This is a genomic window from Pseudomonadota bacterium (assembly GCA_030860485.1).
Lineage (GTDB): Bacteria > Pseudomonadota > Gammaproteobacteria > JACCXJ01 > JACCXJ01 > JACCXJ01.
The window spans coordinates 1-14,043 of sequence record JALZID010000231.1 but is presented as its reverse complement, the minus strand read 5'-3'; the positions used below and the strand labels follow the sequence as shown (position 1 = coordinate 14,043).

The window sequence follows — 14,043 nt, the reverse complement described above, 5'->3', positions numbered from 1 at the left end:
CCGGAGGGCTGCCCCAATGAGAGTTTCCCACGAACAGACCGCACCTGTCACCCCTGAGAAGGCCTTCGATCGGCTGCAGGCATTCATCCTGTACCTCCCAAAAGCATTACATCCATGTAATCCCGGTTCATCGCCGAGCGACGGTCATCGAAAGAACCGCGCAGTGATATGGAGTGCTTCGAGCGGGAGTTGCATGAGTACGTTGTGGCGGCCGAACGGGAGGTGTTGCCCGAGGATTGGCGCGGTTGGATGTGGACCTGCCGGCGGTGACGATCGAGGGTGAGTTGTATCGGCAGGTGGTGCGCTGTGAGGAAAGCTATGTGAGCGCGGCGGGCCCGGTGCGGGCGATGCGGAGTTTATATCGGCGCGGGGGTGAAGGGGAGCGGACGCTGTGCCCGCTGGAGCTACGGGCGGGGATAGTGGAGGGGCGCTGGACGCCGCTCGGGGCCGGGCAGGCTGCCTTTGTGGTAGCGCATCTGACGCCGCAAGAAGGGGAGGATTTGTTCCGGGAATTGGGGAACATGACCCCCTCGAACCGGGATTACATGGATGTAATGCTTTTGGGAGGTACAGGATGAAATCGAGCCTGGACCGGCTACCCAAGCAGCTGAGTCAGCGCTGGGAAGCCGAGCGCGAGCGGTTCGAGGCGGCGTTACGCGCGGAGGAGACGGCGCCCCGGAAGCCGTCACGGTGGCCATCTCCCTCGATGGGGTGATGGTCCCGATGAAGGACGGGGCGCGCACACAGAAGCGCCAGGGCGCCAAGGCGCAAGGCAAGCACACCCGGGGTCCTGCGGGGCCGAGAAGGTCATCCGGGCGCTCTGCCATCTCAGAGACACCCACCCGCGCAAGAGAAAGCTCTCGACCGAGCTTGCCTACTTCCGCCGCCACCGTCACCGCGTGCGCTTTGCGAAGGTGCAAGCGCAGAACCTCCCCATTGGTTCAGGGGTGGTGGAAGCCGCGTGCAAGACACTCGCGACCCAACGGATGAAACGCTCGGGAATGCGTTGGCGCCAGGCCGGGGGCAGGCCATCTTGACGCTGCGCGCCCTCCACCAAAGCGAGCGTTTCGCGCGTGCCTGGAAGTTGTTGTCCAGCACCTACCAACGCATCGTCGAGATCCCCGAGAATGTCGTGCTATTGCCTAAACGAACGGTGCATTGAGGTCTCAGTATCAGAGCTACACCCTTCGATTTGATCTCGACGTTCGCGCTCCTGGGCTTCGGAGTCCGCCGGCTTCTGGGAATCGAACCCATAGGCGCGCAGCCAGTGGATGCCCCCGGGATAGGCTGCACCAAAGCGCTTGGCGTATTCGATGGCCAGCAGGCTTTTGCCGATCCCACCCAGTCCAGTGAGCTGAACCATCACGCTGGGGTTTTCGTGATCCGAGATGCCCACCGGGTTAAGCGCGGTGTGGATGCGCCAGAGTTCCTGCAACCGACCGACGAACCGTGACGATCCGGGTTGTGACGCGGGATGCCAGTCCGGCCTCTTAAACTCATGGAGCGCAGCAAAGTTACCCGAAAGGCCGGCCAGCTTGTCGCGGATCGTCTGGATGAACTTCTCATAGGAAGCTGCGTCCTTCGGCGCGGCAAGGTAGTTTTGTCGCCCGACATCGCCCACGGCGATGTGCGCAACGCCTTCTTCGGGGTTGACGATGAGGATGCGAGAGAGGGTGTCGCGGGTCAGCCGCTTCGTGCAAATCCACGCGGCGGTGAGCTCCTTCTGGCAATAACTCGATTGGGCATACTCTGGTGTACCAGGCCAGTAGGGCGTGAGAGCGCGCCAAGCCATCACGGATGTGGGCGGGGAAATCGTCGAGGGGATCAATCTCCTCGCGGTCGATCCAGATGTCGATGCCCGCCTGGGCCAAGGCGTCGGCTAAAGGATAGACCCGCTCCTTGTTTCTGCGCGAGTAACTGGTAAAAAGTCTACCGCAGCTATTGGCACCGGCCATGTCGTCAGTCTCATTATTTTACGGCACGTGCCCCGTGATCCTTTCCGTATCCGGAAGCCGTTCGGACGCCGTCGCGGCGGGCGATGGTCGAGCTCGACGCTCTCCGATCGGTGCCGCGTGCGCGAGTGATAGGGGGCATCAGTTCGACAACGCCATCCGCAACACCTCGGCCGGGTGCAGGGCACGCCGCCCGACGCCGTCCCGGATCTGATGTCGGCAACTGGTGCCGTTTGCGACGACCAGGGTGTCCGGGGCCGCGCGGCGGATGGCGGGGAACAAGACCAGCTCGCCGATCCGCATCGACAGCTCGTGGTGCTCCGATTCATAGCCGAAGGCCCCGGCCATCCCGCAGCAGCCGGAGGAGATCGCCTCGGTGCGGGCTTCGGGCAGGATCGCGAGGGTTTCGAGGAGCGGGCGCATACCGCAGAGCGCCTTGGCGTGACAGTGGCCGTGGACCAAGAGCCGGCGCGGCTTCGCGTCGAACCCCAGGGTTCCCAACCGCTGTGCCTCTTGCGCCACGAACTCCTCGAAGAGCCGCGCCCGGCTCGCGACCACACGGGCCTGGTCGCGCAGGTGCGGGGACACCAGATCCGGCGCCTCGTCGCGGAAGGTGAGGATCTCCGAGGGTTCGAGACCCAGGATCGGCTCGCCCCGAGCGGCCGCCGGGTAAAGCCGCGCGATGGCGGCATCGAGGAGCCGCCGCGCCTTGCGTAATAGCCCCTGGCTCAACTGCACGCGCCCCGACTCCACGCCGTGAGTGAGCGTGACGCGAAAGCCGCCGCGTTCCAAGACCTCCACGGTGGCGATGCCGATGTGGGGCTCGTGGTATTCCGTGTAGGGGTCATTGAACAGGATCACGCTTCCCGCCTGCCCAGCGCCTGAATGCGGATGGTGGCGCGAAAACCAACGGCTCAGGGTCTCGCGCGCCGGCACCGGCAGCATCCGCGCCGCGCTGAATCCCAGGAGCCGCTTGATCCGCGGGTCGTTCATCAGAAGACCCGCGAGCCCCGGAGCACGCGCCGCCAAGCGCTGGATGCGCCCGAACTCCCCGAGCACCCGCGCGCGCAGCGGTAGGCCGTGCCGATCGTGGTAGTGCTGCAGGAACTCCGACTTCATGCGCGCCATGTCCACCGAGGCCGGGCATTCGGACTTGCAGCCCTTGCACATGATGCAGAGATCCAGGACGTCCCGCAGGCGCTCGTCCGACAGGGCCACACGCGCGTCCGCTTGCGTCAGGAGCTGGCGGAAGACATTGGCCCGGCCGCGCGTGCCGTGCCGTTCTTCCAGGGTGGCCATGTAGGACGGACACATGGTGCCGCGTCCCGCGCCTTTGCGGCATTCCCCCGAGCCGTTGCAGCGCTCGGCGGCCCCCAGGAGGCCGCCGTCCTCGTGCCAGTCGAAATAGGTGGGCACCGGGTCTCTCCGGATGGCGACGCGCAGGTCACGATCGAGGGGCGGCGCACCCAGGACCTTTTGGGGGTTGAAGATCCCTTCGGGATCGAAGGCCGATTTGAGGCGGAGGAGCAGCGCGTGCACCTCGGAACCCAGCATGCGCTCGACGAACGGCGCGCGCAGCCGCCCGTCGCCGTGCTCCCCCGACAGGGAACCGCCGTATTCGGCCACCAGATCGGCGACCTCGCGAGCAATCGATCGAAACCGCTCGCGGTCCGCGGCGTCTTTGAGATCGAGCTCCGGCCGGAAATGCAGAAGCCCGACGGAGGCATGACCGTAGTATACGCAGCGGATCCCGTGCTTCTCCATGAGCGCCTGGATGCGCATCACATACTCGGGCAGATCGGCGAGAGCCACGGCCGTGTCTTCGATCACGGTGACGGCCTTGCCGGGGCCGGGCCTGTTCATCAATAAACCGAGTCCGGCCTTGCGCAGGTCCCAGACCCGACCGGCAAGCGGCGGTCGCACGATCGGAAACGCATAGCCGAGACCTTCGTCCCGGTAGTCTTCGATGAGAGCGAAGGCACGCGCCTCGAGGTCTTCGCGAACCTCGCCCTGAAACTCGACGACCAAGACCGCCTCGGGGTCGCCTTCGATCCAGAACCGGTTGTCGCGTTGTTCGAGGTGGTGGTGGGTCTCTTCCAGGATGCGCCGGTCGATCAGCTCGACCGCGGCCGGCCCCTGTCGGATCGCGACGAGGGTCCCGCGCACGGCGCCCATGAGCGTGTCGAAGTGGGCGCAGAGGAGGAGCCGCTCCGACGCGCGCGGCACGAGACCGAGCGTCGCTGCGGTCACAAGCGCGAGCGTCCCCTCGCTGCCGCACAGGAGGCGCGCGAGGTTGAAGGGCGGCCCGTCCCGGACCCACGGCCGGCCGCGCGCCAAGACGTCCAGGGCGTAGCCGGTGTTGCGTCGCAGGACCTCGGGGCGCGGGTAGCGTTGCAATATCAACTCGTGGTGGGCATCGATGATTTCGAACACCTCGCGATAGATCCGACCTTCGAGCGTGGGCAAGCGCCGCTTGGCTTCCAGCGCCGGGCCGTCGAGCGGACCGAAGCTCGCCAGCGTCCCGTCCGCGAGCGCGGCCTCGATCTCGATCACATGGTCGCGCGTCGTGCCGTGGCGGATCGAATACGCGCCGCAGGCGTTGTTGCCGATCATCCCCGCGATCATGCAACGGTTGGCGGTCGAGGTATCGGGGGCGAACTGCAACCCGTGTGGGCCCAGGGCATCGTTCCCAAGGACATCATTTAAATCCTCGAGGATCACCCCCGGCTGCACCCGTACGCGGGCCGCCGCCACATCGATATCGACTATCCCCGTCATGTGGCGCGAGACATCGACGACCAGTCCCTCGCCCACGCACTGTCCCGCCAGGCTGGTCCCGGCGGCGCGCGGGATGAGCGGGATGCGGTGACGGGCGGCGTGAAGGACGATGGCGATGCAGTCCTCACGATGGCGGGGACGCACGACCCCCAGCGGCAGCTTTTCGTAGGGAGAGGCATCCGTCGCATAGAGCATGCGCGTGAGGGGGTCCGCCAGGACCTCGCCATCGATTCGAGAGGCGAGGCCCGACCATGCCGCGCTATCGCCGGAATCGGCGGGTGGCAGGGGGAAGGATGGTGGCACGCCGTCCACCTCGGACATGGGAAATCAGCAGCGGCCGGCTACCGGCCTACATTCGCGGCGCAACGGCCCTCGACGGCGGGGATGCCGGCCTCAAACGGAGGGCAAGAGCCCGGGAAAGCCCCCGAGCGCCGCGCGCAGCTTCTTGAAGGCATTCTGCTCGATCTGGCGTATGCGTTCCGCCGACACGCCGAACTGGGCCGCCAGCTCATGCAGGGTCGATTTCCGCTCTGCCAGCCAGCGCTTCTCGACGATCGCGCGGCTGCGCCCGTCCAAGCCGGCCAGGGCCTTGCGCACGACGCCCTCGCGATCCCGCGCCAGGTCCTCGGCCGCCGCCACTGCGGCTCCGGGCTCATAACGCAGGTCCACCAGGTACTGCGCGGGGGCCGGCGCGCCGCTTTCGTCATCCAGCGGATCGAAGGAGGTGTCGTGGGCGTTCAAGCGCTCTTCCATCTCGGTGACGGCGCTCGGGCTGACACCGAGGTCTTGCGCCACCCCCTTGACCTCCTCGCCGGAGAGCCAGCCGAGGCGCTTCTTGGCCGAGCGCAGGTTGAAGAACAGCTTGCGCTGGGCCTTGGTGGTGGCGACCTTGACGATGCGCCAGTTGCGTAAAATGAACTCGTGGATCTCGGCGCGGATCCAATGGACGGCAAAGGACACCAGCCGCACGCCGACATCGGGGTCGAAGCGCTTGACGGCCTTCATGAGACCCACCGTCCCCTCCTGGATGAGGTCGGCCTGGGCAAGACCGTAACCGTTGTAGCCCCGCGCCACCCGCACCACGAAGCGCAGGTGCGCGAGCACCAGGCGGCGGGCCGCATCCAGGTCCTCATGACGGCGATAGCGCTCCGCTAGCTCGCGTTCCTCCTCGACCGTGAGCATGGGGATGCGGTGCACCGCCTCGATGTAGGCATCCAGAGAACCGATGGGCAACGCCGGTCGCAATTCGTTCATCATCGCTGATTCCCCCAAGACAGATGGTCGGCATGTTAGCACTCTTCTCCTACGACTGCTGATCCTACGAGTCCTATTGAGCCTCAGGGTTCCGCGAGCAGGGCATCCACGAACCCGGCGGCGTCGAATCCCTGCAAGTCCTCGAGTCCCTCGCCGACCCCGATGAAGCGGATCGGGGTGCCGAGCCGCTCGGCCAGCGCGAACACCATCCCGCCCTTGGCCGTGCCGTCCATCTTGGTCAGGGTGATCCCGGTGAGCGCGACGATCTGATGGAATTCGGTCGCCTGCGACAGGGCATTCTGGCCGGTCGTGGCGTCCAGGACCAGCATCGCCTCGTGGGGGGCGCTCGGATCGAGCTTGCGGATCACCCGGCACACCTTTCTGAGCTGGTCCATGAGGTGGGCCTGGGTGTGCAGCCGGCCCGCGGTGTCCACGATCAAGACCTCGGTGCCCCGCGCCCGGGCCTTCTCCAGGGCCTCGAAGGCCACCGCCGCCGGATCGCCCCCTTCGCCGCCGGCCATGACCGGCACCCCGGCGCGCTCGCCCCAGGCCGCCAATTGCGCCAGGGCGGCGGCCCGAAAGGTATCGCCGGCCGCGACGGCCACCGACCGGCCCTGGGCGCCCAGGTGGGCGCAGAGTTTGCCGATGGTGGTGGTCTTACCGGTCCCGTTGACACCGACGACCAGGATCACGAACGGCGTATCGTGGCCCCGGGGAATCACCAGCGGCGTCGAGACCGGTTCGAGGATCGAGATCAACTCGGCCCGGAGGGCGTCGTAGAGGCGCTGCGGATCGTTCAACTCCCGTCGTTTCAGCCGATCCCGCAGGTTCGCGACGATGCGTTGGGTCGCCTCGACCCCGGCATCGGCTTCGAGCAAGAGGCCCTCTATCTCCTCGACCGCGCCCTCCCCGCCGATCGTACCGAAGAGGCGCGCGAGGCCGGCGCCGAAGCGCGCGCGCGTGCGCCGGAGCCCTTCCTTCAGACCCATGATGCGGTCCGCCCCCCGGGCATCGGCAGGTTCCGTAAGACAGAGGGGAAGGCTAGCCCGCATTTCTCACCACTGCCCATCGCGAGCGGATCGGCGGCCGCAGCAGGGTGGTGGTGAGAAATGCGGGCTCGGATGGCCATGCAGGCGTTATCGTAGCATCCAGGGAATTGGCAGCGCGAGGGATGGCGGGCGGCCACGACCGGTGCCGATGTTTCCACTCACAGCCTGGCGCCCGGGGGCCTTCCGCGCTCCGCGGACGGCGGTCGTTCAGCACTCGCTTATCTCGTCCAGCCGCTCGGCGATGAGCCGGTCTGCGTAAGCGTAATCCACGTCGGCGAGTTCGTGGACCCCCGCCGTGAGCGCCTCCAGGATCTGGTCCTGGATGACACCTCGGCGCTTTGCCTCGGCGTAGGGGATGCGGTGGAACATGACCATCGAATAGCGCGGGATGAAGCGTTCGGGATGGCGGTCTTCGAGCCGGAACCCCAGGGCCTTCTTCAACTGGTATTTCGGATCGCGCACCGTGCTGCGCATCTCGAGGTAGTTCTCGATCGAGAGGTCGGCGATGGCTTCGGCGTTGGGCTTGCGCAGGGTCTCGAATTCGGCGAATGCTTGCGCCCAATCGTCCGGGCATCTCTCCAGGCAGGCGTCCAGGGCACTACAGTCTTCGAAGGCGCAGTTCATCCCCTGGCCATGGAAGGGCACGATGGCATGCGCGGCATCGCCGAGGATGAGGGCCCGATCACGGACCTGCCAGGGCCGGGTGCGGAGGGTGCCGAGCCTGCCGGTCGGGTGCCGGAAGAACTCGGCAGCGACTTGGGGCATGAGGGCGGAGACATCGGGGAAACGCGCTTCAAAAAAGGCGGCAACCCGCGCCTCCTCCGTCAAGGCGGCGAAGCTGTCCTGGCCCTCGTGCGGAAGAAAGAGCGTCACCGTAAATCCCCCGTCGAGATTCGGCAGGGCGATGAGCATGTATTCCCGGCGCGGCCAGATGTGGAGCGCATGCGGCTCCATGCGGAACTCGCCGCCCGCGGCCGGGGGAATGCTCAGCTCCTTGTAGCCGTGGGCGAGCGGCTCCTCGCTGCATGCGCCGGATGTGGCCTCGAGGATGGCCTCACGGACCGAGGAATTGACCCCGTCGCAGCCGATCACGACCTCGAAGGCGATGTCCTCCCGGCTGCCTGATTCATCGCACAGGGTGAGCGTTTCTCCGGCGAGATCGACCGCGTCGCAGCGCCTGCCGAAACGGATCCGGACCCTTCCTGTCGCCTCGGCCGCGTCAAGGAGCAGGGCCGTGAGCATGGGGCGCGACACCGAATGGATCACCTCGTGCGGCCGCTGCCCGTACGGTTGAAGCTCCAGGCGCCCGTGCTCGTCGTGCAGCATGCGCCCGCGCATGGGGATGAGGAGCTTGACGACATCGTCCATGAGACCCAGCTCGGCTAGCGCCGCGATGCCGCGGTTGGCGAGCGCGAGGTTGATGGAGCGGCCGGCCGGGACTTCGACCGAGCGCAGATCGGGGCGCCGTTCGTACATCGTGACGCGATGGCCGCGCCGCGCCAGATAGATGGCGAGGAGCGAGCCCGCAAGCCCCGCGCCGATGAGGGTCACACGGCGCATGTTAGACACAGGTTCGTGGATCTCGACGATAGGGAAGGGTACCTTTGGCGCACCAGCAACCCCGGTTGGAGATCCAACGGCGCTTGAGTTGAGCGGTACCAGCGGCGCACGCTACCCGTACTCATCACCGCCGGCCGCGCCGCCGGATCAGGCGTAACCGCGGTCTGGACAACTTTGATGGAACAGTTCTCATGACCGACCCCGAACGGACTTAGGGCAAATCCTGGCGGACAAAGGCAAGATCGAAGCGGCGCTGCGCGCTGCGGTCCGCAAGGCGCTCGTGCTCCATAAGCAGGCGGGCAATCCCGTAGCCGTGTGGCGCGACGCCAAGGTCGAGTGGATGGATGTCGAACTGTTGGAGGACTCCGAGATCGGACCGCCTGAGCGGCGAGCGGCCGGGGCGAAATCCAGAAGGAAAAACGCCGAAACGGCCAGGCTTCGACCTAGGTCGTGCGCGCCCCATTTCTAACCCAACGAATCCTCAAGTCACCTGAAGTCCGACGGCGAACGTCGCTGCATAGCCTTGACCGTGCTCCACTGGCGAGAGCATCAATTGGCTTCCACCGTCCGGGAAGATACCGTCTCCGTCATTCTTCACAGTCCGTTGTCCCTTGCTGGCGTAGGGTTTGTGCGCATGCACTCGATCGGTGATCGCGTCATCGAAGTAAAGCTGAGACGTAAACTCATACATGTGTCCCGAGTTGACCTTGACACGCACCTTAAAGTGGATGTGGACCGTTCTGCCGCGATACCACCCCGGATAGATGGTTGTGAACCGCACACCGCCATTCACATCCGTGACTTGATAACCGCGCAGGAACCTCTTCCCTACCGTATTGAAACTCGGGTCGGTAACGTCCGAATAAACTCCCACCGCGTCACAGTGCCAAATATCCACGATAGCCCCCGCGAGAGGAGTGCAACCAGCATTGTTGATCGAAGAGATGCGAAACCGAAGTATCAACGGTATACCAGCTTTCACCGCTCCGTCCGCGGGGTCGATCCGGATGTCGGAGCGGTTGAGACGCTCATCGACAAAATACGGTCCTTCTGTCTGCTCCGGGGTCACGATACAGGATGGCAGTTCGCCGTCCGTTGAGCTGGCGGAGCCAGCCTGCGCACTTGAGCGTCCCGCAAGCATTGCGCCTCCGGCTGCCGCGAGTAGAGCCAGTATCTCGCGGCGACTCATGCCCAAAGCGGTTTCTCGTTCATCGTGCATAGCCTTCTCCTCGAATCTCATAGGCGCATATACCTTCTGTGCTATCGCTCTGTTTTAGAACGATTGACTACTAGGGACGCGGAGCAGATTTCTTCACCAGATCTGAGCAGAACTGTTTCCGCTTTACGTGCCCGTATAGGCATTCCCATTCGTTTGCACAGGGAACAGGGGCGTGACGAAACATCAAGCCAGGATAACCCCCCGGTTCCGCGTGCGCATGGCGCACCCTGCGCCTGCTTGTAGGTCACCGCCACCTCCCCTGCGTTGTGGCAATACCCTGCGACGGAGTCTATCCTACGACCGACAGCGAGCGGCTGTCGGACGCGGGAGGACGGCCATCATGGAACGGGAGCTGTTGAAGACCCTGGGTCAGATCGCGGGAATCGCCGGGATCGCACTCGGCATCGTCCTCCTCCTGTACCGGGAGGTCCTCGGCAAGGCGATCTTCGGGCAGCTCGACCCGGCGGACAGCTATCGCCTGCTGCGCCTCATCACTCTCCTCGTCTGGACCCTGGGCATCGGCGGCTTGGCCGTATGGGGCTGGAGCGCGGATCGGGCAACGCAGGTCGAGGCCCGCCGTGGTGTTGCCGCCGGCGGTGATATCCAGAATGCGTACATTCGGATTAAGACCCCCCCTGCGACCCCTCCGTTTGAGGCAGAGCCATCCCCGGACGCGGATGTCGGAGCGGTCGGCGGTGCGGCAGCCGGGGGCTCCATCTCGGGCAGCACCATCGCATTGAGGGCGACACGCCCGCGGCAGAGCCATGACCGTGACGTGCCCGCTGCGGCCGCTGTCGCTCGCCGTCTTCCTCGCGGCCTATTGTGGGACCGCGATGGCCGTGGAAGAGGTCAAGGCGTCCGGTGGCGTCGCGGCCGGCGGCGATATCCGGGACAGCACCATCATATTCGGACTGACACATGAGCAGGTCAAGGAAACGATGCTGGCGATCGCGCGGGAGGACAGCACTGCGCAAGCCAAGGTCCGAGAGCTGAGCCAGAAGCTCCTAACGACCGAAGGGGCGCTGATCGGCTTCTTCCGGATCTTGGAGGAGACGGATGTCCCCCTCGAACGGTTGCCGGCCAAGCTCGAAGAGATCGCCCGACGCCACAAGGAGACCCTCCAGCGCATGGCCGCGCTCGCGGTGGAAGACCCGGAGATCGGGGCGCTCGTGGGGCAGGCGCGGGGGGCGGTCGATCGAGGCGATTACGACCGGGCGAATGCGTTGCTCACCCGCGCCGAGGAGGCGGAGCTCGCTGCGATCGAGCGGGCCGAGGCGGTGACGAACGAGGCCCAGGAAGCGGTGCTCCGGCGCAGGCTGAGCGCCGCGGCCGTGCGTGCGGAGAAAGGTGGGATCGCCATGACGCGCCTGCGTTACCGAAATGCAGCCGATCACTTCCGGGCCGCCGCCAATCTCGTGCCGGCGGCCGAGGGAGAGACCCGCGCCGCCTACCTTGACCGGCATGCCAACGCCCTCTATACGCAGGGGGATGAGCAAGGCGACAACGCCGCGCTCAGTCAGGCCATCGCGCTGTATCGCCAGCTTCTCGAAGCGCGCACACGCGAGCGCGTGCCGCTCGACTGGGCCGCGACCCAGAACAAGCTCGACAACGCGCTTTGGAGGCTCGGGGGGCGGGAGGCGGGGACGGCGCGGCTCGAAGAGGCGGTCGCCGCCTACCGGGAGGCGCTCAAGGAGCGCACCCGCGAGCGCGTGCCGCTCGACTGGGCCATGAGCCAGAACAACCTCGGCAACGCGCTCCACGCGCAAGGGATGCGCACTAGGGGTGAGGCCGGCCAGCGGCTGGCGGCGCAGGCGCTCGAAGAATGGGGCAAGGCGGCGGCCGTCTACGCGGAGGTCCTGCGCGCGTTCCCGCACGATGCGGGTGCCTAACTTCGCGGCGCACGGGATCTATCATGAGAAGCCCCATGCGTTTCGCGACGCGTTTGCTGTGTCCGAGCGATGGCTGAGCCGCCATCCGGACGACCTCGCGGCCGAGAGCTATTTCACGAATGGCCGGGTTCGCCGAGTCCGAGTCCCGCATCGCCGCCCTCTTGGCCGAGGATCGGCTTGAAGCGCAGACGAAGATCGCGCTGCGGGCCGTGCAGATCGCGGCGCTCCTGGCCCAAGAGAAGACCGATGCGATCGCGGAAAAACTAGCCGACTTGCACACGGCGCTGGCGGCCCAGCCCGCGCAGTTCAAAGGCGGCTGGACATTCGCAGGGACGAACCACTTCATCGCTCAACACGAGACCCTGAGAAAGCACGCCTGGCTCAGCGAACTGCTGACCGCGGTCGGAGCAGCGGATCAGATGACCATGCTGATGGTCATCGAAAGAGCCCAGGCGAGTATCAAAGCGGTGGCAAGGGATTGAAATTGACTACGGGCTATATTCCGAAGACGAACCCTGTCCGCTCGGCGGCGCACCGCCTCCGCTATGTCCGGGCCGCCTTCCCCGACGAACGCCCCAGGATCCCCTTGTCGAGGAGGAGGTGCAGGGCCAGACGGACGCCGAAGCCGGTGATGTCGCTCGGGATGTGTGCGAGCCCGCCTTTGTGCGTGCCGCTCGAGAGATCGATATGGATCCAGGGGACGCCGTCCTTGACGAAGCGCTGGAGAAAACGCGCGGCCAGGATGTGGTCGGCCGGGGCGTCCTCGGCGCACTGTTTGATATCGGCGACCGTGCTCTCCAGCGCCTCGTCGTAGTCGGGATCGAGCGGGAAGGGCCAGACCCGTTCGCCGCTCTCGCGTCCGGCCTCGATGAGCGTCGCGTAATATTCGGGGCGATTGGTGAAGACCCCGCTGTAGCCGTTGCCGAGCGCGCGCTTGCAGGCCCCGGTCAAGGTCGCGAAGTCGATGATGAGCGCGGGTTTAGCGCGCGATGCCAGGATCAGCGTATCGCACAGGACCATGCGGCCTTCGGCGTCAGTATTGACGATCTCGATGGTGGTGCCGTCCATGGCCGTGACGACGTCGTTGGGTTTGTAGGCGCTCGGGCCTATATGATTGGTCGCGAGCGCCAGCCAGCATTCGATCGGGAACGGCACCTTGAGGCGTGTCAGCGCCAAGAGCGTGCCGAGCGCCACGGCGCTGCCCTGCATGTCCTTGTGCATGCCCAGCATGAAGTTGGCGGGCTTCAGGTTCACCCCGCCGGTATCGAAGCAGATCCCCTTGCCGCATAGCGCGAGCCCGCCGCTCCGAACCGCGCGTGGCGGTCCGTGCTTGAGGTAGACGATCCCGGCATCGGGCTCCGGGCTGGCCTGGGCCACCGCCAGGAAGGCCCCGGCCTTGCGGCGCGCGAGGGCCTTGAGATCCAGAAACTCCAGGTGCCAGCCCTCGCCCTTGGCGAGCGCTGTCACCCAGCGGCGGTAGTGCCCTGGTGTCAGCTCATTGGCCGGCAGGCCGGTGAGCTGGCGGGCCAGGCCGTTGCCCTCGGCCTCGGCATAGGTGCGCTCGAAGCCGTGGGTGGCCTCGCAGCCGTAGATCTCGATGCGCTCGAGCCGCGCCGGCATGGTCTTCTTGGCCGTGAAGCGCGGCATCTCCGTGCTCGCGGCCAGCGCCGCAGTGAGCAGCGCTTCCGTCATGCGCTCTGCGGCCGGCCCCTCGAAACCGCACACACACACGCCGAGCGCCGAGGCTTCGAGGGCGACGTGAGGCGCCAGGAGCTGGCGCGCCAGGGTCAAAAGCTCGAAGGCCCCTATCTCGGCCGTGACGCAGGCGAAAGCGACGTGGCTCGCGCGCGGGTTCGGCAGATCGACGGCGAGGCAGCGCTGCTTGCGCCGCTCCGCCGGCTGGCGCTCGTAGCGCCGTTTCAGCGTCTCTCCATAAGGGAGCGCATCATCGAGTCCCTCCCAGCCCTCGACCGGCAGGAGCATCACCCAATGAGCGAGCGTATCCACCTCGCGTTTCGAGGGCAGCGCGCGGGATTGCGTCAACTTGATATCCGGGGTGTTCATCGATGCCGTTATAACGAGTACTCGAGGAGGTCCGATCATTATATTCTTGTTATACCACGGGCGATCACAAATCGCGCTTCTTGATCCCCCGCCCTGGCCCTCCCGGAGCGAGAGGGGATCCAAGAAGGCGATTTATGACCGTGGCCAGTATATATCCCTCCTCAGGAAAATCTGTGGGTGAACTTTGGTTCCGGTAGAGCGCCAAGTGCATGATACAAAGCGACTTCCAGCCCATGATAGGTCCGAAAACCGTAAGCCTTTCTGGTAGTGAGTTTGGC

At 65.8% G+C, this 14,043-nt stretch carries 11 protein-coding genes; 4 read left to right on the top strand and 7 right to left on the bottom strand.

The genetic code is table 11. The annotated features are described in order from the left end of the window. Nucleotides 1-236 precede the first annotated feature (236 nt). On the top strand, nt 237-578 hold the full coding sequence (locus M3461_14255) for a hypothetical protein (protein ID MDQ3775421.1): 342 nt from the start codon (nt 237-239) through the stop codon (nt 576-578). 383 nt (nt 579-961) lie between these two features. Further along, nucleotides 962-1,162, top strand: a complete 201-nt coding sequence (locus M3461_14250) for a hypothetical protein (protein ID MDQ3775420.1) — start codon at nt 962-964, stop codon at nt 1,160-1,162. Here the strand turns inward: M3461_14250 and M3461_14245 are convergent. The 6 genes from M3461_14245 to M3461_14220 form a co-directional block, all read right to left on the bottom strand. Continuing rightward, nucleotides 1,136-1,795 carry an ATP-binding protein gene (locus tag M3461_14245; GenBank protein MDQ3775419.1) on the bottom strand — a complete coding sequence of 220 codons (660 nt, stop codon included), beginning with the start codon at nt 1,793-1,795 and terminating at the stop codon, nt 1,136-1,138. The genes M3461_14250 and M3461_14245 overlap by 27 nt on opposite strands. Before the next feature lie 298 nt (nt 1,796-2,093). Continuing rightward, a complete protein-coding gene (locus M3461_14240; GenBank protein ID MDQ3775418.1) occupies nt 2,094-5,051 on the bottom strand; it encodes an FAD-binding protein in 2,958 nt (985 codons plus the stop codon). Between the two features lie 72 nt (nt 5,052-5,123). Further along, a complete protein-coding gene (rpoH, locus tag M3461_14235) occupies nt 5,124-5,987 on the bottom strand; it encodes an RNA polymerase sigma factor RpoH (GenBank protein ID MDQ3775417.1) in 864 nt (287 codons plus the stop codon). A gap of 80 nt (nt 5,988-6,067) precedes the next feature. Continuing rightward, on the bottom strand, nt 6,068-6,973 hold the full coding sequence (gene ftsY / locus M3461_14230; protein MDQ3775416.1) for a signal recognition particle-docking protein FtsY: 906 nt from the start codon (nt 6,971-6,973) through the stop codon (nt 6,068-6,070). Between the two features lie 267 nt (nt 6,974-7,240). Further along, the gene (locus M3461_14225; protein MDQ3775415.1) at nt 7,241-8,593 is read right to left on the bottom strand and encodes an FAD-dependent monooxygenase; all 1,353 of its coding nucleotides are present in this window, start codon (nt 8,591-8,593) and stop codon (nt 7,241-7,243) included. Between the two features lie 481 nt (nt 8,594-9,074). Further along, on the bottom strand, nt 9,075-9,812 hold the full coding sequence (locus M3461_14220) for an intradiol ring-cleavage dioxygenase (protein ID MDQ3775414.1): 738 nt from the start codon (nt 9,810-9,812) through the stop codon (nt 9,075-9,077). A 764-nt stretch (nt 9,813-10,576) separates the two neighbouring features. Here M3461_14220 and M3461_14215 point away from each other — a divergent pair. Beyond that, complete coding sequence (locus M3461_14215) at nt 10,577-11,701, top strand: hypothetical protein (GenBank protein ID MDQ3775413.1); 1,125 nt, start codon at nt 10,577-10,579, stop codon at nt 11,699-11,701. 119 nt (nt 11,702-11,820) lie between these two features. Continuing rightward, nucleotides 11,821-12,183: a hypothetical protein gene (locus tag M3461_14210; GenBank protein MDQ3775412.1), complete on the top strand. Its 363-nt coding sequence runs from the start codon at nt 11,821-11,823 to the stop codon at nt 12,181-12,183. Nucleotides 12,184-12,244: 61 nt separating this feature from the next. Here M3461_14210 and M3461_14205 read toward each other — a convergent pair whose 3' ends face one another. Continuing rightward, nucleotides 12,245-13,765 carry a leucyl aminopeptidase family protein gene (locus tag M3461_14205; GenBank protein ID MDQ3775411.1) on the bottom strand — a complete coding sequence of 507 codons (1,521 nt, stop codon included), beginning with the start codon at nt 13,763-13,765 and terminating at the stop codon, nt 12,245-12,247. Nucleotides 13,766-14,043: the final 278 nt, after the last annotated feature.

Bases quoted from the DNA above. Each gene is read 5' to 3' on its own strand.
- M3461_14225 (MDQ3775415.1), bottom strand. From the start codon at position 8,593: ATGCGCCGTGTGACCCTCATCGGCGCGGGGCTTGCGGGCTCGCTCCTC.
- M3461_14210 (MDQ3775412.1), top strand. From the start codon at position 11,821: ATGGCCGGGTTCGCCGAGTCCGAGTCCCGCATCGCCGCCCTCTTGGCC.
- ftsY (MDQ3775416.1), bottom strand. From the start codon at position 6,973: ATGGGTCTGAAGGAAGGGCTCCGGCGCACGCGCGCGCGCTTCGGCGCC.
- M3461_14205 (MDQ3775411.1), bottom strand. From the start codon at position 13,765: ATGAACACCCCGGATATCAAGTTGACGCAATCCCGCGCGCTGCCCTCG.
- M3461_14220 (MDQ3775414.1), bottom strand. From the start codon at position 9,812: ATGCACGATGAACGAGAAACCGCTTTGGGCATGAGTCGCCGCGAGATA.
- M3461_14240 (MDQ3775418.1), bottom strand. From the start codon at position 5,051: ATGTCCGAGGTGGACGGCGTGCCACCATCCTTCCCCCTGCCACCCGCC.
- rpoH (MDQ3775417.1), bottom strand. From the start codon at position 5,987: ATGATGAACGAATTGCGACCGGCGTTGCCCATCGGTTCTCTGGATGCC.
- M3461_14215 (MDQ3775413.1), top strand. From the start codon at position 10,577: ATGACCGTGACGTGCCCGCTGCGGCCGCTGTCGCTCGCCGTCTTCCTC.